Origin of the sequence: Paenibacillus monticola (assembly GCF_009664975.1) — a bacterium.
GTDB lineage: Bacteria > Bacillota > Bacilli > Paenibacillales > Paenibacillaceae > Paenibacillus_AQ > Paenibacillus_AQ monticola.
In genome coordinates this window covers 1-24262 of record NZ_WJXB01000020.1, presented here as the reverse complement: position 1 = coordinate 24262, position 24262 = coordinate 1, and the positions used below count along the sequence as shown (strand labels likewise).

The 24262-nt window shown below is 44.5% G+C and carries 40 protein-coding genes; 38 read left to right on the top strand and 2 right to left on the bottom strand.

What is annotated here, in order from left to right; all coding sequences use genetic code 11:
* Positions 1 to 27 precede the first annotated feature (27 nt).
* The 34 genes from rplB to GJB61_RS29340 all read left to right on the top strand — a co-directional run bounded on the left by rplB (position 28) and on the right by GJB61_RS29340 (position 19432).
* Positions 28 to 858: a 50S ribosomal protein L2 gene (gene rplB, locus GJB61_RS29505; RefSeq protein ID WP_239714401.1), complete on the top strand. Its 831-nt coding sequence runs from the start codon at positions 28 to 30 to the stop codon at positions 856 to 858.
* A 76-nt stretch (positions 859 to 934) separates the two neighbouring features.
* Positions 935 to 1213 (top strand): 30S ribosomal protein S19, encoded by a 279-nt coding sequence (gene rpsS / locus GJB61_RS29500; protein WP_154122598.1) that lies wholly within the window; start codon positions 935 to 937, stop codon positions 1211 to 1213.
* A gap of 33 nt (positions 1214 to 1246) precedes the next feature.
* Complete coding sequence (rplV, locus tag GJB61_RS29495; RefSeq protein ID WP_036680546.1) at positions 1247 to 1579, top strand: 50S ribosomal protein L22; 333 nt, start codon at positions 1247 to 1249, stop codon at positions 1577 to 1579.
* Positions 1580 to 1593: 14 nt separating this feature from the next.
* Positions 1594 to 2259, top strand: a complete 666-nt coding sequence (gene rpsC / locus GJB61_RS29490) for a 30S ribosomal protein S3 (RefSeq protein ID WP_239714402.1) — start codon at positions 1594 to 1596, stop codon at positions 2257 to 2259.
* Between the two features lie 2 nt (positions 2260 to 2261).
* Positions 2262 to 2696, top strand: coding sequence for a 50S ribosomal protein L16 (gene rplP / locus GJB61_RS29485; RefSeq protein WP_087918342.1), 435 nt, complete (start codon positions 2262 to 2264; stop codon positions 2694 to 2696).
* Positions 2686 to 2883: a 50S ribosomal protein L29 gene (gene rpmC, locus GJB61_RS29480; RefSeq protein WP_019908232.1), complete on the top strand. Its 198-nt coding sequence runs from the start codon at positions 2686 to 2688 to the stop codon at positions 2881 to 2883. The genes rplP and rpmC overlap by 11 nt, the downstream gene beginning before the upstream one ends.
* 43 nt (positions 2884 to 2926) lie before the next feature.
* Positions 2927 to 3193, top strand: a complete 267-nt coding sequence (gene rpsQ, locus GJB61_RS29475; RefSeq protein WP_154122597.1) for a 30S ribosomal protein S17 — start codon at positions 2927 to 2929, stop codon at positions 3191 to 3193.
* 39 nt (positions 3194 to 3232) lie between these two features.
* Positions 3233 to 3601: a 50S ribosomal protein L14 gene (gene rplN / locus GJB61_RS29470; protein WP_036680556.1), complete on the top strand. Its 369-nt coding sequence runs from the start codon at positions 3233 to 3235 to the stop codon at positions 3599 to 3601.
* Between the two features lie 50 nt (positions 3602 to 3651).
* Positions 3652 to 4005, top strand: coding sequence for a 50S ribosomal protein L24 (rplX, locus tag GJB61_RS29465; protein ID WP_229522524.1), 354 nt, complete (start codon positions 3652 to 3654; stop codon positions 4003 to 4005).
* Between the two features lie 31 nt (positions 4006 to 4036).
* Positions 4037 to 4579: a 50S ribosomal protein L5 gene (rplE, locus tag GJB61_RS29460; protein WP_154122596.1), complete on the top strand. Its 543-nt coding sequence runs from the start codon at positions 4037 to 4039 to the stop codon at positions 4577 to 4579.
* A 51-nt stretch (positions 4580 to 4630) separates the two neighbouring features.
* Positions 4631 to 4816 (top strand): type Z 30S ribosomal protein S14, encoded by a 186-nt coding sequence (locus GJB61_RS29455; protein ID WP_154122595.1) that lies wholly within the window; start codon positions 4631 to 4633, stop codon positions 4814 to 4816.
* Positions 4817 to 4848: 32 nt separating this feature from the next.
* Positions 4849 to 5247: a 30S ribosomal protein S8 gene (gene rpsH / locus GJB61_RS29450; protein WP_036652964.1), complete on the top strand. Its 399-nt coding sequence runs from the start codon at positions 4849 to 4851 to the stop codon at positions 5245 to 5247.
* 30 nt (positions 5248 to 5277) lie between these two features.
* Positions 5278 to 5820 carry a 50S ribosomal protein L6 gene (rplF, locus tag GJB61_RS29445; RefSeq protein WP_154122594.1) on the top strand — a complete coding sequence of 181 codons (543 nt, stop codon included), beginning with the start codon at positions 5278 to 5280 and terminating at the stop codon, positions 5818 to 5820.
* A gap of 84 nt (positions 5821 to 5904) precedes the next feature.
* Positions 5905 to 6273, top strand: a complete 369-nt coding sequence (rplR, locus tag GJB61_RS29440; protein ID WP_154122593.1) for a 50S ribosomal protein L18 — start codon at positions 5905 to 5907, stop codon at positions 6271 to 6273.
* 27 nt (positions 6274 to 6300) lie between these two features.
* Entirely contained in the window at positions 6301 to 6798 is a 498-nt protein-coding gene (gene rpsE, locus GJB61_RS29435; protein WP_154122592.1) for a 30S ribosomal protein S5, read from the top strand.
* Between the two features lie 14 nt (positions 6799 to 6812).
* Complete coding sequence (gene rpmD / locus GJB61_RS29430; protein WP_154122591.1) at positions 6813 to 6998, top strand: 50S ribosomal protein L30; 186 nt, start codon at positions 6813 to 6815, stop codon at positions 6996 to 6998.
* A gap of 41 nt (positions 6999 to 7039) precedes the next feature.
* Positions 7040 to 7480, top strand: a complete 441-nt coding sequence (gene rplO / locus GJB61_RS29425) for a 50S ribosomal protein L15 (RefSeq protein WP_154122590.1) — start codon at positions 7040 to 7042, stop codon at positions 7478 to 7480.
* A complete protein-coding gene (gene secY / locus GJB61_RS29420) occupies positions 7480 to 8778 on the top strand; it encodes a preprotein translocase subunit SecY (protein WP_154122589.1) in 1299 nt (432 codons plus the stop codon). Before rplO ends, secY begins: the two co-directional genes overlap by 1 nt.
* A gap of 95 nt (positions 8779 to 8873) precedes the next feature.
* A complete protein-coding gene (locus tag GJB61_RS29415) occupies positions 8874 to 9518 on the top strand; it encodes an adenylate kinase (protein WP_239714407.1) in 645 nt (214 codons plus the stop codon).
* A gap of 4 nt (positions 9519 to 9522) precedes the next feature.
* Positions 9523 to 10275, top strand: coding sequence for a type I methionyl aminopeptidase (map, locus tag GJB61_RS29410; protein WP_154122588.1), 753 nt, complete (start codon positions 9523 to 9525; stop codon positions 10273 to 10275).
* A gap of 11 nt (positions 10276 to 10286) precedes the next feature.
* Complete coding sequence (locus GJB61_RS29405) at positions 10287 to 10595, top strand: KOW motif-containing protein (RefSeq protein WP_338116195.1); 309 nt, start codon at positions 10287 to 10289, stop codon at positions 10593 to 10595.
* Between the two features lie 2 nt (positions 10596 to 10597).
* On the top strand, positions 10598 to 10813 hold the full coding sequence (gene infA, locus GJB61_RS29400) for a translation initiation factor IF-1 (protein WP_036652996.1): 216 nt from the start codon (positions 10598 to 10600) through the stop codon (positions 10811 to 10813).
* A 53-nt stretch (positions 10814 to 10866) separates the two neighbouring features.
* The gene (gene rpmJ, locus GJB61_RS29395) at positions 10867 to 10980 is read left to right on the top strand and encodes a 50S ribosomal protein L36 (RefSeq protein ID WP_026688601.1); all 114 of its coding nucleotides are present in this window, start codon (positions 10867 to 10869) and stop codon (positions 10978 to 10980) included.
* A gap of 19 nt (positions 10981 to 10999) precedes the next feature.
* Positions 11000 to 11368 carry a 30S ribosomal protein S13 gene (gene rpsM, locus GJB61_RS29390; RefSeq protein WP_154122587.1) on the top strand — a complete coding sequence of 123 codons (369 nt, stop codon included), beginning with the start codon at positions 11000 to 11002 and terminating at the stop codon, positions 11366 to 11368.
* A gap of 19 nt (positions 11369 to 11387) precedes the next feature.
* Positions 11388 to 11783 (top strand): 30S ribosomal protein S11, encoded by a 396-nt coding sequence (gene rpsK, locus GJB61_RS29385; RefSeq protein ID WP_154122586.1) that lies wholly within the window; start codon positions 11388 to 11390, stop codon positions 11781 to 11783.
* A 131-nt stretch (positions 11784 to 11914) separates the two neighbouring features.
* Positions 11915 to 12859 carry a DNA-directed RNA polymerase subunit alpha gene (locus GJB61_RS29380; protein ID WP_239714411.1) on the top strand — a complete coding sequence of 315 codons (945 nt, stop codon included), beginning with the start codon at positions 11915 to 11917 and terminating at the stop codon, positions 12857 to 12859.
* 33 nt (positions 12860 to 12892) lie between these two features.
* Positions 12893 to 13258, top strand: coding sequence for a 50S ribosomal protein L17 (rplQ, locus tag GJB61_RS29375; RefSeq protein WP_154122585.1), 366 nt, complete (start codon positions 12893 to 12895; stop codon positions 13256 to 13258).
* 214 nt (positions 13259 to 13472) lie between these two features.
* On the top strand, positions 13473 to 14255 hold the full coding sequence (truA, locus tag GJB61_RS29370) for a tRNA pseudouridine(38-40) synthase TruA (RefSeq protein WP_154122584.1): 783 nt from the start codon (positions 13473 to 13475) through the stop codon (positions 14253 to 14255).
* A gap of 220 nt (positions 14256 to 14475) precedes the next feature.
* Positions 14476 to 14913, top strand: a complete 438-nt coding sequence (rplM, locus tag GJB61_RS29365) for a 50S ribosomal protein L13 (protein WP_154122583.1) — start codon at positions 14476 to 14478, stop codon at positions 14911 to 14913.
* A 20-nt stretch (positions 14914 to 14933) separates the two neighbouring features.
* Complete coding sequence (rpsI, locus tag GJB61_RS29360) at positions 14934 to 15326, top strand: 30S ribosomal protein S9 (RefSeq protein WP_154122582.1); 393 nt, start codon at positions 14934 to 14936, stop codon at positions 15324 to 15326.
* 180 nt (positions 15327 to 15506) lie between these two features.
* Positions 15507 to 16199, top strand: a complete 693-nt coding sequence (locus tag GJB61_RS29355; protein ID WP_154122581.1) for a phosphoadenylyl-sulfate reductase — start codon at positions 15507 to 15509, stop codon at positions 16197 to 16199.
* 38 nt (positions 16200 to 16237) lie between these two features.
* Positions 16238 to 17407, top strand: a complete 1170-nt coding sequence (sat, locus tag GJB61_RS29350; RefSeq protein ID WP_154122580.1) for a sulfate adenylyltransferase — start codon at positions 16238 to 16240, stop codon at positions 17405 to 17407.
* A gap of 76 nt (positions 17408 to 17483) precedes the next feature.
* Positions 17484 to 18224, top strand: coding sequence for an N-acetylmuramoyl-L-alanine amidase CwlD (gene cwlD, locus GJB61_RS29345; protein ID WP_154122579.1), 741 nt, complete (start codon positions 17484 to 17486; stop codon positions 18222 to 18224).
* 95 nt (positions 18225 to 18319) lie between these two features.
* Positions 18320 to 19432, top strand: coding sequence for an Mrp/NBP35 family ATP-binding protein (locus GJB61_RS29340; RefSeq protein ID WP_154122578.1), 1113 nt, complete (start codon positions 18320 to 18322; stop codon positions 19430 to 19432).
* A gap of 76 nt (positions 19433 to 19508) precedes the next feature.
* On the opposite strand, the gene gerD is transcribed toward GJB61_RS29340, so the two are convergent.
* Positions 19509 to 20198 carry a spore germination lipoprotein GerD gene (gerD, locus tag GJB61_RS29335; RefSeq protein ID WP_154122577.1) on the bottom strand — a complete coding sequence of 230 codons (690 nt, stop codon included), beginning with the start codon at positions 20196 to 20198 and terminating at the stop codon, positions 19509 to 19511.
* A 125-nt stretch (positions 20199 to 20323) separates the two neighbouring features.
* Between gerD and GJB61_RS29330 the strand changes: the two genes are divergently transcribed.
* Positions 20324 to 20914 carry a KinB-signaling pathway activation protein gene (locus tag GJB61_RS29330; protein WP_154122636.1) on the top strand — a complete coding sequence of 197 codons (591 nt, stop codon included), beginning with the start codon at positions 20324 to 20326 and terminating at the stop codon, positions 20912 to 20914.
* Between the two features lie 178 nt (positions 20915 to 21092).
* Complete coding sequence (locus GJB61_RS29325; protein ID WP_154122576.1) at positions 21093 to 21914, top strand: PPK2 family polyphosphate kinase; 822 nt, start codon at positions 21093 to 21095, stop codon at positions 21912 to 21914.
* 57 nt (positions 21915 to 21971) lie between these two features.
* On the opposite strand, the gene pdaB is transcribed toward GJB61_RS29325, so the two are convergent.
* Positions 21972 to 22775, bottom strand: a complete 804-nt coding sequence (gene pdaB / locus GJB61_RS29320) for a polysaccharide deacetylase family sporulation protein PdaB (protein ID WP_154122575.1) — start codon at positions 22773 to 22775, stop codon at positions 21972 to 21974.
* Positions 22776 to 22889: 114 nt separating this feature from the next.
* Here pdaB and GJB61_RS29315 point away from each other — a divergent pair, with 114 nt between their 5' ends.
* Positions 22890 to 23501, top strand: coding sequence for a stage II sporulation protein M (locus GJB61_RS29315; RefSeq protein WP_154122574.1), 612 nt, complete (start codon positions 22890 to 22892; stop codon positions 23499 to 23501).
* 171 nt (positions 23502 to 23672) lie between these two features.
* Complete coding sequence (locus tag GJB61_RS29310) at positions 23673 to 23903, top strand: hypothetical protein (RefSeq protein WP_154122573.1); 231 nt, start codon at positions 23673 to 23675, stop codon at positions 23901 to 23903.
* The last annotated feature ends 359 nt before the right edge of the window (positions 23904 to 24262 follow it).

The window sequence follows — 24262 nt, the reverse complement described above, 5'->3', positions numbered from 1 at the left end:
TACTCTTAAAGTAAGGAGGAAACTATAGTGCCAATTAAAAAGTACAAACCGACCTCTCCGGCAAGACGCAACATGTCTGTGTCTACGTTTGAAGAAATCACAACAAACCAGCCTGAGAAATCGTTGCTGTCGCCGCTATTTAAACATGCGGGACGCAACAACCAAGGTAAAATCACGGTTCGTCACCATGGCGGCGGACACAAACGTAAATACCGTATCATCGATTTCAAGCGGACTAAAGACGGCATACCAGGTAGCGTTGCTACAATTGAGTATGACCCGAACCGTACTTCTAATATTGCTTTGATCCACTATGCTGATGGAGAGAAACGTTATATTATCGCTCCTAAGGGCCTTAAAGTTGGGGATAAGATTGAGTCCGGTCCTGCTGCGGACATCAAAATTGGTAACAGCCTTCCGCTGATCAATATCCCGGTAGGTACAGTTATCCACAATATCGAGTTGAAACCAGGCAAAGGCGGACAACTTGTACGCGCTGCTGGTACAGAAGCTCAATTACTTGGTAAAGAAGATAAATACGTTTCCGTTCGCTTAACATCTGGTGAAGTTCGTAGAATTCTTAGCGTGTGCCGTGCAACAATCGGTTCCGTTGGGAATGAAGATCACGAATTGATCAAGATCGGTAAAGCTGGACGTAGTCGCTGGCTTGGCCGTCGTCCTGAAGTACGCGGCGTAGTTATGAACCCGAACGATCACCCACATGGTGGTGGTGAAGGCCGTGCTCCAATCGGACGGAAATCGCCTATGTCTCCTTGGGGCAAACCAACCCTTGGTTACAAAACGCGTAAGAAAAACAAGGCTTCTGATAAATATATCGTTCGTCGCCGCACGAAATAAGACGCTTCTGGCATGTTAGCTTAGCGCGAAGCGTCGATTCGCGGTTTAAAGAACTGAATGAAGGGAGGATTCACACATGGGTCGCAGTTTAAAAAAGGGGCCGTTTATTGATGGCTACCTGCTGAAAAAAGTTGAGGATTTGAACGAGACAGAAAAGAAAGTTGTAGTTAAGACTTGGTCCCGTCGCTCAACCATTTTCCCTCAGTTTATCGGACATACGTTTGGTGTATATGACGGACGCAAACACGTGCCTGTATACGTAACAGAAGATATGGTAGGTCACAAGTTGGGCGAGTTCGCGCCAACACGTACTTACAAAGGCCACGCGGGTGACGATAAGAAAACAAGAAGATAATTAAAAGGTCTTCGTTTGAGAGGAGGGAAAACAATGGAAGCAAAAGCACATGCAAGATCAGTGCGGATTTCCGCTCGTAAAGCGAAACTGGTTGTTGACTTGATTCGCGGAAAGCAAGTGGGGGAAGCAATTGCAATTCTTCGCCACACTCCGAAATCCGCTTCTCCGGTAGTTGAGAAGCTGCTTAACTCAGCGATTGCGAATGCTGAGCATAACTATTCTTTGGACGTGAACAGCTTGTTCGTTAGCGAAGTTTTCGTTAACCAAGGTCCAACGATGAAACGTTTCCGTCCGCGCGCCATGGGCCGCGCAAGCCGGATCAACAAACGCACCAGCCACATTACTTTGGTGGTATCTGAGAAATAAAGGAGGGATAACACGTGGGTCAAAAGGTAAATCCAGTCGGACTCCGAATCGGTATTATTCGCGATTGGGAATCTAAATGGTATGCAGGCAAAGATTTCGGGACTCTTTTAATGGAAGACGTTAAAATCCGGGAATACCTTAAAGGCAAATTGAAGGATTCCGCTGTTTCCCATATTGAAATTGAAAGAGCAGCAAGCCGCGTGAATGTTACAATTCACACAGCTAAGCCAGGTATGGTTATTGGTAAAGGCGGAGCAGAAGTAGAAGTACTTCGCAGCGCAGTTACTGCAATTGCCAAAGGCAAAAAAGTGCACATCAACATCAATGAAATCAAACACCCTGAACTGGATGCAATTCTTGTTGCTGAAAGCATTGCACAACAATTGGAACGTCGTGTATCGTTCCGTCGTGCGTTGAAACAAGCGATTCAAAGAACTATGCGCTCTGGTGCTAAAGGGATTAAAACTCAAGTAGGCGGTCGTCTTGGCGGCGCTGAGATAGCTCGTTCAGAAGGTTATAGCGAAGGAACAGTTCCACTTCATACGCTTCGTGCCGATATCGATTACGGTACAGCAGAAGCACATACAACTTATGGCCTTATCGGCGTAAAAGTATGGATCTATCGTGGAGAAGTTCTTCCCCCAGCTAAGAAACAAGCTGCTCAGGAAGGAGGCAACTAATCATGTTGGTACCAAAACGCGTTAAACACCGCAAGCAACAGCGCGGTCACATGAGGGGTATGGCAAAAGGCGGTACGGAACTAAACTTCGGCGAATTCGGCCTACAAGCATTGGAACCGTCATGGATCACTAACCGTCAGATTGAAGCTGCCCGTATTGCAATGACACGTTATATCAAACGTGGAGGTCAAGTTTGGATCAAGATATTCCCTGATAAGCCAGTTACTCAGAAGCCTCTTGAGGTTCGTATGGGTAGTGGTAAAGGTAATGTTGAGAAATGGGTTGCTGTAGTTAAACCGGGCAAGATTATGTTCGAACTCGGAGGCGTGTCGGAAGAAATCGCGCGTGAAGCGATGCGTCTTGCCGCTCACAAGCTGCCTGTAAAAACTAAGTTTGTGAAACGTGAAGAATTGGGTGGTGAAGCAAATGAAAGCTAATGAACTTCGCAACTTAACCACTGCTGAGATTGAACAAAAGATCGCTGGTTTTAAAGAAGAACTTTTCAATCTCCGTTTTCAATTGGCAACTGGCCAACTGGACAACCCGACTCGGATACGTGACGTGCGCAAGGAAATAGCTCGTGCTAAAACCGTTATCCATCAAAGAGTACTTGGGATCAGTTAAGTGAGACGGATCTAATCATCCGTATTCAGGAAGGAGGCTAACTATGAGCGAAGAACGCAATGCACGTAAAGTGCTAGTCGGTAAAGTAGTCAGTGACAAAATGGATAAAACCATTGTAATCGCTGTTGAAACCTATAAGAAGCATAACCTGTACCATAAACGCATCAAGTCTACGAAGAAATTCAAAGCACATGATGAAGAAAATGTTGCAAAAATCGGTGATGTTGTAAAAGTCATGGAGACTCGTCCGTTGTCCAAGGATAAACGTTGGAGACTAATTGAAGTGATTGAAGCAGCGGTTATCCTTTAAGATAATCACAAGAGTCCTGATCGGAAGGAGGAAATTAAAATGATTCAACCATTTACACGTTTACATGTGGCTGACAACTCTGGTGCGAAGGAACTGATGTGTATCCGCGTACTGGGTGGTACTGGACGCCGTACAGCAGCAATCGGTGATCTGATCGTTTGTTCCGTTAAACAAGCAACACCAGGCGGCGTTGTCAAAAAGGGTGATGTTGTTAGAGCGGTTGTTGTTCGTACTAAACGTTCTGTCCGCCGTAAAGATGGATCTTACATCGCATTCGACGAAAATGCAGCTGTTGTTGTTAAAGACGACAGAAGCCCACGCGGAACACGTATCTTCGGACCAGTTGCTCGCGAACTTCGCGATAAAGACTACATGAAGATCGTTTCCTTGGCACCGGAAGTTATCTAATAAAAAAACGGCGATAATAAGCTGAAGGTTAGTCATAGGAGGTGTAATAAATGCCTAGAGTGAAAAAAGTTTTAGAATCCCACAACAATAAACTGCATGTAAAGAAAGATGACGTAGTTCTTGTGATCAGTGGTAAAGACAAAGGTAAGAAAGGCCGCGTTATCGCAGCTTATCCTCGTCAAAACCGCGTTCTTATAGAAGGCGTCAACATGATGAAAAAACACCAAAAGCCGAACCAGCTGAATCCACAGGGTGGAATCATTGAGCAGGAAGCTTCGATTCATGTGTCCAACGTAATGCACATTGATCCGAAGAGCGGTAAAGTAACCCGTATCGGTTACAAGGTATTGGAAAACGGTAAAAAGGTACGGATAGCTAAAAGATCCGGAGAGATTATCGACTAATATAGCCTTAAAGAAAGGAGGTTAATTCCTCATGGCAGCAAGAATGAAAGAACGTTTTCTTAATGAAATCACACCTGCTTTGATGCAGAAGTTTAACTATACTACTGTTATGCAAGTACCGAAAATCGAGAAAATCGTTATCAACATGGGTGTTGGTGATGCAGTGCAAAACTCGAAGGTAATTGATTCCGCAGTTAGCGACATGCAATTGATTGCCGGTCAAAAGCCAGTTATCACTAAAGCAAAAAAATCTATCGCCGGTTTCAAACTGCGCGAAAACATGCCGATCGGGGTTAAAGTAACACTACGCGGCGAGCGTATGTATTACTTCTTGGATAAATTGATCAACGTAACACTTCCACGTGTGCGTGACTTCCGTGGTATTTCCGCTAATTCATTTGATGGACGCGGCAACTACACACTTGGTCTTAAAGAACAATTGATTTTCCCTGAAATCGAGTATGATAAAGTAGATAAAGTCCGCGGTATGGATATTGTTATCGTAACAACTGCAAAGACGGACGAGGAATCCCGTGAGCTGCTAGGTCAGCTGGGAATGCCTTTCGTGAAATAAATTACGTTTCATCCTTTTCTTTTGAAAATGTTTGGGAGGTGTCAGGCAAAAATGGCAAAGACTTCGATGGTAGTAAAACAACAACGCACACCTAAGTTTAAAGTGCGTGCATATACTCGTTGCGAGCGTTGTGGTCGTCCACATTCCGTATTGCAAAAGTTTAAAATTTGCAGAATTTGTTTCCGCGAATTAGCTTACAAAGGCCAGATCCCTGGCGTGAAAAAAGCAAGTTGGTAAGAAGTTTATAAACGGGAAGGAGGTTTACACACATGACTATGTCTGATCCTATTGCAGATATGCTTACACGTATTCGTAACGCCAATACTGTGCGTCACGAAACGGTAGAAATGCCTGCTTCGACAATGAAAAAACAAATCGCTGATATCTTGAAGCGTGAAGGTTTCATCCGTGATGCGGAATATGTTGAAGATAGTAAACAAGGGATTATCCGTATCTTCTTGAAATACGGCCCTAATCAAGAGCGTGTTATTACAGGCTTGAAAAGAATTAGTAAACCAGGCCTTCGCGTTTACACGAAGAGCAACGAAGTTCCTCGTGTACTCGGTGGCCTAGGTATCGCGATTGTCTCCACATCTAAGGGAGTAATGACCGATAAAGAAGCTCGTCAATCAAAATCGGGCGGAGAAGTTGTCTGCTACATTTGGTAATAAACGTCACAAGATAAGGAGGTGCAATACATGTCTCGTATTGGTCGCAAACCAATCGCAGTACCTAGTGGTGTAGATGTCACTTTGGACAACACTACTATTACAGTAAAAGGTCCTAAAGGCTCTTTGACTCGTGAGCTTCATAAAGACATGAAGGTTACAGTTGAAAATAACGAAATTACCGTTGTTCGTCCTTCGGACAATAAAATGCATCGTTCACTTCACGGTACTACTCGCTCGGTTGTCAACAACATGGTGAGTGGCGTAACTGAAGGGTTCACTAAGTCTCTGGAACTAGTTGGGGTTGGATATCGTGCAAGTAAAAACGGTGATAAAATCGTTTTGAACGTTGGTTTCTCACACCCGGTTGAAATTTCACCAGAAGCAGGTATCGAGTTCGATGTTCCAGCTAACACGAAGATCATCGTTAGAGGGATTGACAAAGAACGCGTTGGCGCTTATGCTGCTAAAATTCGTTCCGTACGTGAACCAGAACCATATAAAGGTAAAGGTATCAAATATGAAGGCGAGCGTATCATCCGCAAAGAAGGTAAAGCCGGTAAGAAGAAATAACCGGTTTGAACTTAATTGTAAGATACCCCGTGCATCTTAAAGTGAAGCTGTTTACGGCAAACTGAAGGGAGTGAAAGGGAAGTCATGATTACAAAAGAAGATAAAAACAAGGCTCGTCTCAAAAGACACCTGCGTGTTCGTAAAAAGATCCAGGGAACTACTGAGCGTCCCCGTTTGAACGTATTCCGTTCATCCAAACACATCTATGCTCAATTGATCGATGACGTGACAGGCGTTACTATCGTAGCTGCCTCGACACTAGATAAAGGTCTGAGTGCTGATATCGGTAATGGCGGCAGCGTTGAAGCTGCTCGCAAAGTAGGCCAATTGGTTGCTGAGCGTGCCAAAGAAAAAGGTTATGCTGTGGTTGTTTTTGACCGCGGTGGATACTTGTACCATGGACGAATTCAAGCATTGGCTGATGCAGCTCGCGAAGCTGGTCTTGAATTCTAGAATATTTCTAAAAAGGAGGTTAACGACTTGCGTGTAGATCCGAACAGTTTAGAGCTGACAGAAAGAGTTGTGCACATTAACCGTGTTGCTAAAGTTGTAAAAGGCGGACGCCGTTTCAGCTTTAGTGCACTTGTTGTTGTGGGCGATGGCAATGGCTACGTCGGTGCTGGTATCGGTAAAGCCGGAGAAGTTCCGGATGCCATCCGTAAAGGCATTGAAGACGCTAAGAAAAACCTGATTCACATTCCAATCGTAGGAACTTCGATTCCTCATCTGGTTACTGGTCATTTCGGCGCAGGACTCGTCCTGCTGAAACCAGCATCAGAAGGTACTGGCGTTATCGCTGGTGGTCCAGTTCGTGCAGTATTGGAATTGGCAGGCGTTGGCGACATTTTGACAAAATCTCTGGGTTCTTCGAATTCCATGAATATGGTCAATGCAACTTTGGAGGGTCTATCCCGTCTGAAACGCATTGAAGAGGTCGCGAAACTTCGCGGCAAATCTGTCGAAGAATTGCGCGGTTAAGGAGGGGAATGTCAATGGCAAAATTGCAAATTACCCTCGTACGCAGCATAATTGGACGTCCAGAAACACAACGTGTTACTGTTAAGACGCTCGGCTTGCGTAAACTCAACTCGTCCGTAACTCACAATGACAATCCTGCGATTCGCGGAATGATCAATAAAGTGAGTCACTTGATATCTGTAACAGAAATCGAAGGCTAAAACGCCTCGTATAAATTAACAAACATAAGGAGGTGCAAACGATGAAGTTACATGAACTTGCTCCGGCACCTGGTTCCCGCAAAGAACGCAATCGCGTTGGTCGTGGTCCTAGTAGTGGGAACGGTAAAACTTCCGGCCGCGGTCATAAGGGTCAAAACTCCCGTTCCGGTGGTGGTGTTCGTCTAGGCTTCGAGGGTGGACAAAATCCACTCTATCGTCGTCTGCCTAAACGTGGTTTTGTCAATCCTACCCGTAAAGAGTATGCGATTCTGAACCTAGATGATCTGAACAGCTTTGCAGAAGGAACTGAAATAACTCCTCAGCTGTTGCTTGAAACTGGTGTAGTCAAAAACTCCAAGAGTGGTATTAAGATTCTTGGTAACGGTGAATTAACCGTTAAATTGACTGTACAAGCAAATAAGTTTTCTCAATCTGCGGTAGAGAAAATCGAGGCTGCCGGCGGTAAAACCGAGGTGATCTAATGTTCAAGACGCTTAAGAATATATGGCATATTGAAGATTTGCGCAAAAAGATCCTGTTTACTCTTTTCGTTCTGTTTATCTATCGTATCGGTTCATTTGTGCCGGTACCTGGCGTAAACAAGGCTGTTTTGGAATCAACGAATCAAAGCGGAGACGCTTTGATGGGTCTTTTAAACACCTTCTCGGGCGGAGCGCTCAAAAACTTCTCTATCTTTGCGATCAGTATTTACCCGTATATTACCGCATCCATCATCGTACAATTACTTTCGATGGATGTAGTACCCAAGTTTGCTGAATGGGCTAAACAAGGGGAACATGGTAAAAAGCAACTGGCGCAAATCACACGATATGGCACTGTAATATTAGGTATGATTCAGGCTTTTGCCACTTCAATCGGGTTTAACCGAATTTATGGTACTGAAATGATTCCTAATGCGACATTTGCAGATTACCTGTTAATAGCCATCATTTTGACGGCAGGTACATCATTCCTGATGTGGCTTGGTGAACAGATCACAGAAAAGGGAATTGGTAACGGGATTTCGATCCTGATTTTTGCAGGTATCGTCGCTGCCATCCCGGGATATATCACGACTACGGCACAATCGAGCTTCATTCAGCCGGATCAGGTTTTCCTGAATATTCTTAAAGTTGTTATTGTAATGATAGTGATTGCAGCGATTATTACAGGAGTTATCTTCGTACAGCAAGGTATTCGAAAGATTCCTGTACAATATGCCAAGCGCGTAGTCGGTAACAAAATGTATGGTGGACAGAATACGCACATTCCGATGAAAATCAATTCGGCTGGTGTAATTCCGGTTATCTTCGCCGTATCGCTGCTTCAATTTCCAATTGTAATATCAAGCTTCTGGGCTAGTCACGAATGGGCTAAATGGGTCACTACTAATCTTTATTATGACAAGCCGCTCGGCATGCTCCTTTATGTGATCATGATCATCGGATTCACGTTTTTCTATACGTTTGTTCAGATGAACCCGCAGCAAATGGCTGAGAACATGAAGAAAAATGGTGGTTACATTCCAGGTATTCGTCCAGGTAAAGCTACAGAGAAATATTTGACTCGGGTGATGTCTCGTCTGACGATGTCCGGCGCGATATTCCTAGCACTTATTTCTGTACTGCCTGTATTCTTTGGTAATCTTTCTGGTCTGCCCCGGTCTGTAAAGATTGGTGGTACTTCACTGCTAATCGTAATCGGTGTAGCATTGGATACAATGAAGCAGATCGAGAGCCAATTGATTAAACGCCATTACAAAGGCTTCATCAATAAATAGGCGATAGGTTCCGGCGAAGAATGACATTCAGACTTCCCGGCACCTATTGTGCTGTTTCTTGCTTGGTGGCGAATTTTTGGGGGTAGAGAAGAAACGTGAACATTTTATTCATGGGCCCTCCTGGGGCAGGCAAGGGAACACAAGCTGCTGTGATAGTGAAAGAACTGGGTATTCCTCATATTTCTACTGGAGATGCATTCCGCTTGGCAATCAAGCAGGAGACACCAGTTGGGTTAAAGGCCAAATCATTCATCGATCAAGGTTTGCTTGTACCGGATGATGTGACCATCGGAATTGTAGAAGAACGGCTGCAGCAGTCCGATTGCGAAAAAGGTTTTTTATTGGACGGCTTTCCAAGAACTCTTTCGCAAGCGGAAGCGCTGGAAGAAATTCTAAGCCGCTTAAACACTTCATTGGATCATGTGATCAACTTGAATGTAGACCGTGGCCTTCTGATGGCGCGTCTTACCGGACGTCGTATCTGTAGTGTTTGCGGAGCATCCTACCATTTAATATTCAACCCGCCGAAGCAAGAAGGAATTTGCGACATTGATGGCGGTGAATTGTATCAGCGTCCAGATGACAACGAAGAAAGTGTTGGCAAACGTCTGGATGAGTATGATAATAAGACAGCGCCTTTGCTTGCGTTTTATGATGAAAAAGGTATTTTGCATCAGATAAACGGAGAAAACGAAATCAATGTCGTTTCTTCCGAAATAGTATCTTTACTGCGAGGTTAATGTAATGATCATTTGTAAGTCCGAACAGGAACTCTCCTTTATGAGGGAAGCTGGTCGAATTGTTGCCGAGAGTCACCGTCTTATCAATCAGGCCATTGAGCCTGGTGTTACTACTGGTGAACTCGACAAAATCGCCGATCGATACATTCGCAGTCAAGGTGCTGTGCCATCTTTCAAAGGCTACAACGGTTTTCCTGCCAGCATTTGCGCTTCAGTTAACGAACAATTGGTGCATGGATTTCCAGGTAAACGCAAACTGATGGAAGGCGATATTATTACGCTGGACATTGGTGCAGAATACCGCGGTTATCACGGCGATTCCGCCTGGACCTACGGTGTGGGCAGCATTTCCGAAGAGGCTCAGCACTTGCTGGACGTTACGGAAGGCTCCTTATTCGCAGGACTGGCTTTGGTTAAGCCGGATGTGCGCTTGTTTACAATCTCCCATGCTATTCAGAAGTACATCGAGGAGGCTGGTTTCTCAGTCGTACGCGAGTATGTTGGTCATGGCATTGGGGCAGAACTGCATGAAGAACCGCAAATTCCGAATTATGGCATAGCAGATCGCGGACCACGTCTAAAGCCGGGCATGGTGCTTGCGATTGAGCCGATGGTAAACGTCGGGAGTAGGTATGTCAGAACGCTGGAAGATAACTGGACAGTCGTTACGGTAGACGGCTCATTATGTGCTCACTTTGAGCATACAGTAGCAGTTACTCCGGACGGCATGGAAATTTTCACAAAATTGAATGCGTAGGTGATCTTCACGTGAGTACAGAGAGCAGCCCGCAGGTTGGTCAATTGGTGAGAATTCTCAAAGGCAAGGATGCCGGAGAGGCTGCCGTTGTTATCGCAGTTATTGATAGCAGATTTGTATTCATTGCGGATGGGGACAAACGTAAGTTTGATGGGCCGAAGAAGAAGAATGTTCTTCATCTGGAGTTCATACCCTTTATCAGTAGTGAGGTTGTAAACAGTTTGGAAGAATGCGGTCGGGTTACAAACGGAAAGCTGCGTTTTGCAGTGATGAAGTTTTTGGAATCTGCCGACAAAAGCGCTGGTGAGAAAGGAGATTAACTGTGGCTAAAGAAGATGTTATTGAGGTAGAAGGTACGGTCCTTGAACCGTTGCCAAATGCAACGTTTAAGGTTGAACTAGAGAATGGTCATCAAATACTTGCCCATGTATCCGGTAAATTGCGGATGCACTTTATCCGTATATTGACCGGAGACAAAGTGGTCGTGCAGTTATCGCCTTATGATTTATCTAAAGGTCGTATAACTTACCGTAAATAGATGGGAACTACGAAGAAAGTTTTGCTCTGCAAAACTTTGAGGAGGTAATTAACATGAAGGTAAGACCTTCTGTAAAGCCCATGTGCGAAAAGTGTAAAGTAATCCGTCGCAAAGGGACTGTTATGGTGATTTGCGAAAATCCGAAACACAAACAAAAACAAGGTTAAGAAGGGGGTGTAGCGTAAAATGGCACGTATAGCTGGAGTAGATTTGCCACGTGATAAACGCGTTGAGATCGCCTTGACTTATATTTTCGGAATCGGTAAAACGACTTCCCAGAAAATTCTTAAAGATACAGGCATTGACGTTAACACACGTGTCCGTGATTTGACGGAAGATGAAGTCAGCAAACTGCGTGAAACAATCGACAAGTCGGTCAAGGTTGAAGGCGACCTTCGTCGTGAAGTTTCATTGAATATTAAACGTCTAACTGAGATCGGTTGTTACCGCGGTGTTCGTCACCGTCGTGGATTGCCTGTTCGCGGTCAACGTACTAAAACGAATGCCCGTACCCGTAAAGGCCCGCGCCGTACGGTAGCTAACAAGAAGAAATAATAAGGGGGGATAAGAGACAATGGCTAAACCGAAAAAAGTCGTACGTACCAAACGTCGCGACCGTAAAAATATCGAGACTGGCGTGGCACATATTCGTTCCACGTTCAATAACACTATCGTTACGATCACAGATCCTCACGGAAATGCAATTTCCTGGGCAAGCTCAGGCGGCCAAGGATTTAAGGGTTCCCGTAAATCGACCCCATTTGCAGCGCAATTGGCAGCTGAATCAGCAGCAAAAGCAGCTATGGAGCACGGCATGAAGTCTGTTGAAGTTATGGTTAAAGGACCAGGCGCGGGCCGCGAAGCAGCCATCCGTTCCCTTCAAGCCGCTGGCTTGGAAGTTAACCTCATTAAAGACGTAACTCCGGTTCCTCATAATGGATGCCGTCCACCGAAACGTCGTCGCGTATAGTGAAATCAGTATTGTAAATGTGGTATAATTCTGACGCATCTGCTAATAATAGGTGTTTAGGCATACTACATGATGCACCTGATGGGGTGACAGTTTCATATAGGAGCGACGTTTGAAGGAGGGGTACACTCGTGATAGAAATCGAAAAGCCGAAGATTGAGACCGTAGAAGCCAATGATGAAGGAACCTATGGGAAATTCGTAGTTGAACCGCTGGAACGTGGATATGGCACGACTCTGGGGAACTCGCTTCGCCGGATACTGCTTTCTTCCCTTCCGGGAGCCGCAGTAACATCGGTCCAAATTGACGGCGTTCTGCATGAGTTCTCAACCGTTCCTGGCGTAATGGAAGATGTGACCGAAATCATTTTGAACCTGAAAGCTCTCTCTCTGAAGATTCATTCAGACGAGGAGAAAGTGTTTGAGATTGATGCTGAAGGAGAAGGCGTCGTAACCGCAGGTGATATCCGTGCGGACAGCGACGTTGAAATTCTGAACCCGGATCTTCATATTGCAACGCTAGGACCTGGTGCGAGACTTCATATGCGTATTTTTGCAGGCCGTGGTCGTGGCTACGTCCAAGCGGACCGAAACAAACGCGACGACCAACCAATTGGTGTTATTCCGGTTGATTCCATCTACACTCCCATTTCACGCGTTAATTACGGCATAGACAACACACGTGTGGGTCAAGTGACCAACTATGACAAGTTAACAATGGAAATTTGGACAGATGGAAGTATCAGACCAGAAGAGGCTGTAAGCCTCGGAGCCAAAATTTTGAACGAGCACCTCGTATTATTCGTAGGACTTACGGATGAAGCGAAAGACGCCGAAATTATGGTTGAAAAAGAAGAAGACAAAAAAGAAAAAGTGCTTGAGATGACAATCGAAGAACTTGATCTTTCTGTTCGTTCTTATAACTGCCTCAAACGTGCCGGTATTAATACCGTGCAGGAGCTTACCACTAAAACTGAAGAGGATATGATGAAGGTGCGTAACCTTGGTCGTAAATCTTTGGAAGAGGTTCAGGAAAAGCTTGAGGAACTTGGTTTGGGACTTCGCACAGAAGAATAGTGTTCAGATTGCTAGAGTAAAGGAGGGAATAACATGGCATACCAAAAATTGGGCCGTGATTCCAGTGCGCGTAAAGCATTATTTCGCGACTTGGTGACGGATCTGTTCTTATATGAACGCATCCAGACAACGGAAGCCAAGGCGAAGGAAGTTCGTTCCATCGCTGAGAAATTGATTACAAAAGCAAAAAAAGGCGATCTTCATGCTCGTCGTCAAGTAGCAGCATTCGTTCGTCGTGAGACAATTGATGGTGAGCAAGATGCAATCCAAAAATTGTTCGCTGACATTGCTCCTCGTTACACAGAACGTCCAGGCGGATACACTCGTATCCTGAAGCTCGGACCTCGCCGTGGCGACGCTGCACCGATGGTTTATCTTGAATTGGTAGACCGCGCGTAGTAACACTAGTGATTTCCGATGGTCTCCTTAAATTCCATTCTCTGAACAGGATGGATGAGGGTAAGATCAGCGTGATTGTGCTGTAGTGGCGTAAGCTCTGCCGTATAATTTGCGTGGGGATCACCTGGCTTCAATAGAAGGAGCTCCCGCAGGGGCTCTTTTTTTTTGAAGTATAAGTCTTCATAAGCTTTGAAGGTTTGAAAAGGAGATCAGAATGCGTAATCTATTGATGAAGGTCAATTATGACGGAACAAATTATGATGGCTTTCAGACCCAGCCTAAGGGCAATACGATTCAGGACCGGCTGGAACAAGCCATATTCCATTTAACGGGCGAAGAGCTTAAGATCATAGCTTCAGGCCGGACGGATGCAGGAGTACATGCTTATGGCCAGCCGTTTAACTTTGTGACCTCCTCTCAAATCCCGCTTGAACGCTGGTGTTTAGCGCTTAATGCAAGGCTTCCGCAGGACATCGTGGTTACAGAGGCAAGAGAGGTACCGCTTTCGTTCCACTCTAGAAGAGGAGCTAAGCGCAAAACTTACCGATACACGATTAGTGCAAACAGATTTCCAGATCCATTCCAGCGGCGCTGGCAGCTGCATCATCCGGTGAAGCTTGATATATCTGCAATGCAACAAGGGTTAATTCATATTTTGGGTACCCATGATTTCACTTCATTCGCATCACGTAAATCTACGAAAACCTCACACGTTCGAACGATCTTTGAAGCCCATATGGAGATAGACCGCACCATGTGCCGATCTGATTCTACTGATCAAGGAGTTATTCATACTTATATAACTGGCAGTGGATTTCTTCAGCATATGGTTCGCATAATTATGGGTACTTTGATTAATGTGGGTGAAGGTAAGTTTCAGGCGGATGAGGTTGCAGGAATATTGGCGGCATGTGATCGTGCAGCAGCTGGACCAACTGCAATGGCTAGTGGGCTGGCCCTGTGGAGCGTAGAATATGATGATCAGACGAATGGATGACAGCACTCTAGGAGTATCATAAAAAAAACAGAGTGAAAGTCTAAAAATCACTTGCACTTGTCATGTTTATACTGTAATATAAAAATTGTGTTTTCTTAATGGCTATCCCACAGCCCCGATTAAGGAAATGCCAAAAAATGCTTTACCTAACACACATAATCGTAATTCAATGAGAAACTAGATATACGAAACATCGTACGAGAACAAGGAGGAAACATTCATGCGTACCACTTATATGGCTAAGCCGAACGAAGTTGCTCGCAATTGGCACATTATTGATGCCGAAGGCAAAACACTTGGTCGTTTGGCCAGCGAAGCCGCAGCATTGATCCGTGGCAAGCACAAGGTTCAATTCACACCACATGTTGATACAGGGGATTTCGTAATTGTTATCAACGCTGAGAAGATTCACTTGACCGGTAAGAAAATGCAAAACAAGAAATACTACCGTCACTCCATGCACCCAGGTGGTTTGAAAGTTATTGTTGCTGAAGATTTGATCAAAACTAGACCTGAACGCATGATTGAATTTGCTGTTCATGGTATGATTCCTAAGACTCGTCAAGGCGATCATATGAAGCTGAGATTGAAAGTCTATGCGGGCGCTGAGCATCCACATGAAGCACAAAAACCTGAAGTTTACGAACTTCGCGGATAAGAATAGAGGAGGACAGTTTCATGGCACAAGTACAATACTATGGGACAGGTCGTCGTAAACATTCGGTAGCACGTGTTCGCCTTATACCGGGTGAAGGACGCATTGTCATTAACAAACGTGAGATGGATGAATATTTTGGTGTGGAAACACTCAAGATGATTGTTAGACAGCCATTAACACTGACTGAAACTTTAGGAAACTACGATGTACTCGTTATCGCCCATGGCGGCGGAACATCTGGTCAAGCTGGAGCAATTCGTCACGGTATCTCCCGTGCATTGCTGAAAGTTGATCCAGAATACCGTGGTTCATTGAAAAAAGCTGGATTCCTGACTCGTGACCCACGCATGAAGGAACGTAAGAAATACGGCCTGAAAGCAGCACGTCGTGCTCCCCAGTTCTCGAAACGTTAAGATCCACTATATTCACGAATTCAACCCTTGGCCTTCATTGGTCAAGGGTTTTATTTATTTTGTCAAGTCTGCCGAGATTGAAATGGATTGACTTCCTCTGTGAAAGTATTATACTATTCCATATAAGATTAGTTGGAATTATACTATTTAATTATGTGTATGAGGATGGGGGACAATATAATGAATTTGCTTGACAAAGAAAACCTGATAAAGATTAAAGCGGAGGAATTAGAAAATGCTGCACCGGAGGAAATTATTCGCTGGGCAGTTGAAACATTTCCTAATATAACATTTGCCTGCAGCTTCGGTGCTGAAGATGTAGTATTGGTTGATATGCTTCACAAAGTCAGTCCGTCTACTGATGTATTTTATTTGGATACGGACTTCCACTTTAAAGAGACCTATGAAACAAGAGATATGATGTCTGAGAAATATGGTTTGGAATTTGTGCGGGTGTCACCGCAAATCACTCCGCAGGAACAAGCACTTCAATACGGTGATGCGTTATGGACAGTGGACCCTAACCAATGCTGTGGCATTCGTAAAGTAGAGCCACTTACGCGTATTTTGTCTCAATACGATGCTTGGATTACCGGAATTCGTCGTGATCAGGCACCTACCCGTGCCAACTCGAAAAAGGTAGAGTATGATAATAAATTTGGTCTGGTTAAGTTTAATCCGATCGCGCATTGGACAACAGAAGATGTTTGGAACTATATCCGCGAGAATGATGTTATATATAATCCGCTACATGATCGTAACTTCCCAAGTATCGGCTGCGAACAATGTACACGTGCGGTTATGCCTGGCGAAGATCCACGTGCCGGACGTTGGGCGGGATCGGAAAAAACGGAGTGCGGACTGCACAAATAAAGTGTAATACTGCGACTACACAGAAGGAGAGAATAGAAATGACGTCAATACTCCCACATGGAGGTACATTGGTTAATCGCGTATTAGGTGGGGAAGAGCGGGAACAATTGTTGCTGGACTCCAAGAATAATAAGTCATTAGCTATTAATACTTGGATATTATCTGACTTAGATCTTATTGCGGTTGGGGCATTTTCTCCACTTAGCGGTTTCTTGAATGAAAAAGACTATCACTCTGTGGTCAAGGATATGCGCTTATCTGATGGCACAGTCTGGAGTATACCTATTACACTTGCCGTGGAAGATGAAATTGTGTCGGGTCTTGCCGTTGGTGATAGAGTATCATTGATTGGCGAAGAAGATGGTGTCGTGTACGGACTACTGGATATTGAGAGTATCTATACTGTTGATCAAACACTGGAAGCACAGAATGTATTCGGAACTACTGATCCTGAGCACCCTGGGGTAAGTAAACTTCTGGCGCGCCCTACAACATATGTTGGGGGTCCTATAACAGTACTTAATCGTCCCCAGCCTGAGAAGTTTGGAGAATTTTACTTTGATCCTTCCGAGACACGCAAGATCTTTGCTGATAAGGGGTGGAGAACGGTTGTAGGCTTTCAGACGCGTAATCCTGTCCATCGGGCTCATGAATATATTCAGAAGTGTGCTATGGAGGTTGTAGACGCTCTTTTTCTGAATCCCTTAGTAGGTGAGACCAAGTCGGATGATGTTCCAGCCAATGTACGCATGAAGAGCTATCTTGCTCTATTAGAGAACTACTATCCAGAAGACCGGGCGTTTCTGGGAGTTTTTCCGGCTGCAATGAGATATGCTGGACCTAGAGAAGCGATATTCCATGCCATGGTCCGTAAAAATTACGGTTGTACCCACTTTATTGTAGGGCGTGATCATGCAGGTGTGGGTGATTATTATGGCACCTATGAGGCGCAAGAGATTTTCAGCAATTTTACTGCAGAGGAAATTGGCATTACTCCATTATTTTTTGAACATAGCTTCTTCTGTAAGAAATGTGGGAATATGGCTTCCAGCAAAACATGCCCTCACCCAAGCGAACATCATATGGCATTGTCCGGTACAAAAGTTCGGGCCTTGCTGCGTGACGGAAAATGTCCGCCTCCAGAATTTACGCGTCCTGAAGTTGCTCAAATTCTGATTGAAGGAATGTCGCAGGAAGTAACCGCCTAAGATAAGATCTTGTACTATTTGACCCTCTTGTCCCATATAGATGAGTAGAATCTATCGGGACGAGGGGGTCTTTGTTATGTCTGGCCGTAAGCAGAGTGAAGTCTCGGTCTGGATCTCATGGAGCAGCATCAAAAAGGGAATTCTGGGCATTGCGTTACTGGCATTAATGATCGGTGTTATAGCGTATGATATGCCTACTGCTAAAACGTTGAACTACTGGAGTCTACCCCTGTCCGGTCAAATCATCGCTATTGATGCCGGTCACGGAGGACCCGATGGGGGAGCGGTCAGCCGTGAGGGCTTAATAGAGAAGGATATTAATCTGGCAGTATCTCTTTATCTGCGCGATTATTTACAGCAGGCGGGGGCAATTGTAGTCATGACTCGTGAAGCTGATAATGATCTGGCTCAGGCCGACACAAAGGGTTACTCCAAACGTAAGACAGAGGATCTGAAGCAGAGGGTTAGAAGCATTGAAGAGAAAGGTGCCGACTTATTTGTGAGCGTGCATATGAACAGCGTTCCCTCCAATCGCTGGAGTGGGGCGCAGACCTTTTATTATCCGAATAACGAACATAATAAAGCGCTGGCAGGATATGTGCAGGGAGAGCTAAAGACCACATTGGAGAATACAGACCGTGTCGCCAAGACGGTAAATACAGTATATCTGCTAAAGGCACTGAAAATGCCTGCTGTACTAGTAGAAGTAGGGTTTCTATCGCATCCCCAGGAATCGCTTCTACTGGGAGATGACGTTTATCAGCGCAAGGTTGCGACAAGTATTTACCGTGGCATTCTTAGATATGCCTCAGAGTAGTGGACGCAGGACTATTCATCCGCAGAAAGGGAATGCTATAATAGACGGAAATACCGGAGGTTTGCCCGTCCGGAACGGAAAAAGAGGTGCTTTCCATGCTGACCAGGGAACAAATTCAGAACTTATTGCAGTCGATCACAGACCCGGAATCGGGAAAAAGCCTAGTTGAGTTACAACTGATTCGTGACATTATGATTAAAGAAGATCGTATATCATTGTCTATAGTTTGTCTTGATACGGATGAGCAGCAACGCATGGATCTGGAGCAACGAGTGCGTGAACTTCTAGAGAAGGGTGGAGCCGGAAATGTACACATCCGGTTGCGCGATGCAACGGAGCATGAACGTTCTCTTATACGCGGAGAGGGCGCTCGGGATGAGCAGCAAGCAGAACAAGGGTCGAAGCTTAAAGGACACGCAGCGGGCCTTGAGGGCATTGATTTGATCAATGGGAGCTCTGGGGTCAACTTCATTGCTGTGGCCAGTGGTAAGGGTGGAGTTGGGAAGTCGACGGTCACCGTTAATCTGGCGGTAGCTCTTGCTAGAAAAGGTAAAAAAGTTGGACTAATTGATGCAGATATTTATGGTTTCAGCATACCCGATATGATGGGGATCGAGGAAGGACCGATTGTGGAAGAAGGAACAATAATCCCTGTAGAACGTTTCGGGGTGAAGGTCATGTCCATGGGTTTCTTTATTCGTGAAAATAGTCCTGTCATTTGGCGTGGTCCAATGCTTGGCAAAATGCTGCGACAATTTTTCAGTGATGTAGGCTGGGGAGAACTTGATTATATGCTGCTGGACCTACCACCTGGTACAGGTGACGTGGCCCTGGATTTGCATCAGATGTTGCCGCATAGTAAAGAAATCATCGTCACGACACCTCATGCTACCGCAGCTTTTGTAGCTGCCAGAGCGGGTTCTATGGCTCTGCAGACAGACCATGAGATTATAGGGGTCATTGAGAATATGGCCTATTACGAATGTTCTGCATGCGGTAAAAAGGACTATATATTTGGCCGTGGAGGCGGAGCAAGGTTGGCGGAAACGCTTCATACGGAATTGTTAGCTCAGATTCCCCTTGGAGCACCGGATAATCATATTTCCGAAGCGGATTTTTCACCTTCAGTATACAAAGCGGAAACGCCAACAGCACTTTTGTTTGCTGAAATCGCTGATAAGCTGATTACTAAATACGAGCAGAACTAAAAAAATCTAGTAAAGAGGCCATCCTGCACCTGTTAGTGGGATAAGGCCTCTTTTGTTTATAAAAGGATGTATTATATTAAGAACCGGAGTCGTCTTCACCGCCACTGCCTTCTTGTTTCTGACTATCTCCGCCGCTACCCTGATCCTTCCCCCCTGTCTTCTGAACTTTGGGCTGAAGTTCCTCCTGCACAACCGTTTTTAGCAAGTCCAATACCTCCATGCGGAATAAGGGATTTTGCATGGCTTCTTGCATTATGGTCATTGTCTGTTTTCGATAGTCTGATGATTTAGTAAGATCTAGGAACATTTTCATCATTTCTGGTGATTTCATAATTTCTTCAACTGATTTTTGGTAAGAAGGATCTTTGATTAATTGAAGGTGGAGCTCCTTACTCTGCGAATTGATCGCTTTAGCGAAATCTCCTGCAAATTTAGGGTCTGTCATTATCTTTTCGATTTCTTTCTGATATTCCGGAGCGGTGAGCGTATCCTTGACCGCCACTTTTATTTGTTCAGTGGTCTGGAGCGGCATCATTTTCATGCTAATACCACTGCTGCTAACGCCGCCTTCAGAGCTGGGAGTTGATAATGCTTCTTCTACAGCTTTCTTTCCTTCTTCACTTTTCAATATATCTACAACCATGGTCTTCATTTCCTTATATCCACCTTGCCCGGAAGAAGAACTGCTCTGTTCGCCACCGCAGGCCGTTAAGGCTAAAACAAAGCTTAATGCTAATCCGCCTGACCTCAAAACCCTCCATTTCATTGGCACTGCCCTCCTTTTATGATTCCTGCTATGTAGTATGCCGCTTAAGAATACATTTATGTTGCTGCAGAATGGTTTTTTGCCGGTAACCTTGGTAAAATAAATCTGACACGGGGGTGGATGAGCTGAGTATAAGAAAATGGTTTTATTTATTTTGGACCACGCTTTTGATCGGTGCAGGAGGTGCGGTTATTGCCGGGCTTGCGCTACAAACGGTGAATGGACGAATCGATTTCAAAAGCGTTGCTGATTTTTGGCTGTATCCACTTATTTTATTTGGTTACGGTGTACTCGTTAGCGTTTATGCTCAACTTGGATTTTTCGCCTATCTGATTCTGAATTATATGGGGATTGGAGTGTTTCCGCGAAAGATTTGGCAGTACATTCAACTGGTGCTCGCCGTGCTCGCTTTGCTTGAATTAATTTTTTTGCGCACTTTTGTGGGAGGAGACAGAGATGTCATATCCGATCTAGTCTTGGGGATTTCCATCTTGCTTACCGCTCTAATTGTGACCTATTTTAAAGTGAAAAGTACGAATGCGTCTGCCTGGATTCCTACCTTTTTCTTTATGTCAGCAATCTCAATTGTCGAGATCATCGGCGTGCTTCGTATTGGCGTAGATAGTGCCACCGTATTTATTGTTGTTCCACTCGTTGCTTGCAATGCATTCCAAATTTTGATGCTGCACCGTGTTTTGAAGCCGGCAGCCGGCTGAGAGAAGGGACCAGCAACAGAAATAAACCCCGGTCATCTGATAAATTCAGAAATGAACGGGGTTATTTATTAGGTATGGACTGCCGAAAAAAGATTAAAATCCGTCAAAGGAGGTTAATCCTAAGAGCAGCATACATATTATGGACCTATAAGAAGCCAATATTTTAGGAGGAGAATATATGAACATCAAGCGTTATATGATAAAAGACACAAATGAAACTGAACTCAAGCATCTAGATCCGGATGAAAAAGGTGAATTTAAATCCAAAGAAGAAGCCAATGCAAAAATGGAGCAGCTTAAGGAGCGGCTTATCGAGCTACAGGATATTTTGTTTGCCCAGAAAAAGCACTCACTGCTTGTTATCCTTCAAGGGATGGACTCGAGTGGTAAAGATGGTACGGTTAAACATATATTTTCAGGTATTAATCCACAAGGATTCATGGTCACCAGCTTTAAGAAACCGTCTCTTGAGGAGGAAGCTCACGAATTTTTGTGGAGAGTTCACCAGAAGACACCACCTAAGGGTTATATCGCCGCATTCAACCGTTCCCACTATGAAGATGTATTGGTACCTCGCGTGCATGGTGGCCTGAAAAAGGACGATATGAAGCGCCGCTTTCGATATATCCGCCAGTTTGAGGAAATGATGGTAGAAGAGGGCACCACGATCATTAAGCTCTTCTTGCATATCTCCAAGGAGAAGCAACTCAAGAAAATCCAGGAGCGCTTGGAAGATCCTAAGAAGCATTGGAAATTTGATGCCAGTGATCTTCAGGAGCGGGAATATTGGGACCAATATCAAGAAGCCTATGAAGATGTTTTTAAGGAAACTAGCTTTGAAAAAGCGCCCTGGTACTGGATCCCTGCCAATCACCAGTGGTACCGCAACTATTTGGCTCTAGCCATTGTTGTAAAGACATTGGAGGGTCTAGATCTGAGTTATCCGAAGCTGGATACCCCCACACCCGACATTTCGGAGCTCATTACTCCACGCCATTAATACTTTCAATAGCCTATAAAGCTTGTATGTTTGCGGTACCGGAGACTGAAGGGGCCATTACAATCCGGCCGCATCCTCTAAGCTGTCGTTCAGCCATGCAGAATCACGGACTTCCTTGCCGTCGGCACTGCTTTGGCTGAGCAATTCGGATACCGTTACAAATTCATAACCCTGCTTGCGAAGCTCATCAATGATGAGTGGAAGTGCCTCATGAGTCTGTTTACAGGAATCGCTGGCATGCAGAAGGACAATGTCTCCGGGGTGAGCTTTGGTCGTAACCCGTTTCACAATATTATCAACCCCAATATTTTTCCAGTCCAAGGAATCCGTATCCCACTGAATAACCTTATATCCGAGATCATTGGCAATTTGGAGCACTCTTTTGTCAAAATCGCCATTAGGCATACGAATTAAATTCGGCGCTTTCCCGGTTAATTCGGTTAGTACGGTGTGTGCGGTTGTAATTTGGGTACGGATTTCCTCATTGCTGAGTGTGCTGTAATTGACATGCTTATGACCATGGCTACCGATTTCAAAGCCTGCATTTTTAATGTTTGTTACTATTTCTGGATGGGTTTTGCTCCAGGGTGAAGAGAGGAAGAAGGTGGCTTTATCCACTTTTTTGTCTTCAAGTACCTTTAGAATCGGTTCTGGCCGTTTTTCTCCCCAGCTAATATCGAATGTCAGGGCAATAAGCTTCTTCTCCGTCGGCACACTGTAAATCGCAGAAGGGGCGGCTTCAGAAAATACAGTAATGTTCCCCCTCTCGACATAGACAACTCCGGCGGCCAGAAGCGCAGCGGCAAAGATATAGATAAACCGTTTTATTTTTTTGCCACTGAATACATAAAAAGAATTCATAAATGAATGTGCTCCTCTCCCATGCTAATGCTTGTTTGTTCTAAATGTATGCTCGTACCGGCCGCTTATGACCCAAGATTAAGATAAGGCAGATATCAATATCGGGAGGTATATATGTTATCGTTCTTCACTTTTATTAAGGATCTATCAACAATTCGCAAGGCGCTGCTAATCTCACTTATTCTGTTTGCAGGAGGGGGAGTCATCGGTTGGATTGGAACGAATTCTCTGGAAAAATTGCTTGTGCAACAACTTCAGGGGCTAAGCAAAATAAGCGGTGACCTCAGAGAGTCGGCCCATCCACAATGGAGCTTCTTTGTATTTATATTTATGAACAACAGTATCAAAGGCGTACTCATTCTCTTTTTAGGGGCGTTGTTTGGGATACTGCCTGCTATATTTTTATTGATAAATGGAGCGGTTATCGGATATTTGATTCATTATTCAGCCTTACAAGGACAGGATTTGTTTGCTTTGATAGTAAAAGGGCTGCTACCACACGGAATTATTGAGATCCCGGCTATCATTATAGCTTGTGCCTTTGGACTGAAGTTCGGCAGTAATGTTGCTTCAAGCCTATTTAGCTCGGCAGCCCGAAAGAAGGCAAGAGGAACCGATTGGTCTCTCTTTATGCGCCAGACTCTCACTGCATCTATTTGGATTGTTCTGCTGCTATTTATTGCTGCCATTATCGAAAGCACAATTACATTTTCTCTTTTATCATAAAATTTGGGGGAATTGAGCATAACATTAAAGTCGTGGTTATAGAGGCGATCCTTCGGTTAATTTATTTAGACAGAGCAAACGCAGCTTTCCCCATTTGGACTAACTTCTTTTGCACAAGAATCAGTAGTTGGAGCATTAGATCATTTTAATTTGATGAAGGAGGCCAAGCATATGCTGGGAATGTTGTTTAATGATAAGGAATGTAAAGAACTAGACTATGTTTTGCGTAAAGAGCTTGATGAAATGCTGTTAGACTTGAGTGATCAACGCTTGGACCAAAATATTAGACATGCTATCGCCAACAGATATAAAACCGTATTTCGTATGTATGCACGCTTCGCTCCCCAGAAAGAGCTTTCCAAGTATGCATGGGGAGGGCGTACCTCTCAGATCAAGCATTAATGCCACGGTAATAGGCCAAGGTCTTATGAGATTTACAATTACTTAACAAAATAGGTTGACTAAAAAGGTGGCGTCGTGATACATTATATCTCGCGCCCCTTTTCGTTGTATGAAAGTCGGATGCGAGCAAGAAGTTTTAATGAAATATTGTTCGAAAAAAAAGCTTGCCAAATTATGATATGCTATGATATATTATAAAGGTCGCCGCTGAGACGCGGTGCAGAGCTAAAATGAGAACTTGATCTTTGAAAACTGAACAACGAGTGAGTGGGATTTTACGAAAGTAAAATCCAAAAGAAGATGAGTTTCACGGCATTTATGCTGAGTGAACTTGTCGGTTAGAGAATGTAAATTCTCGT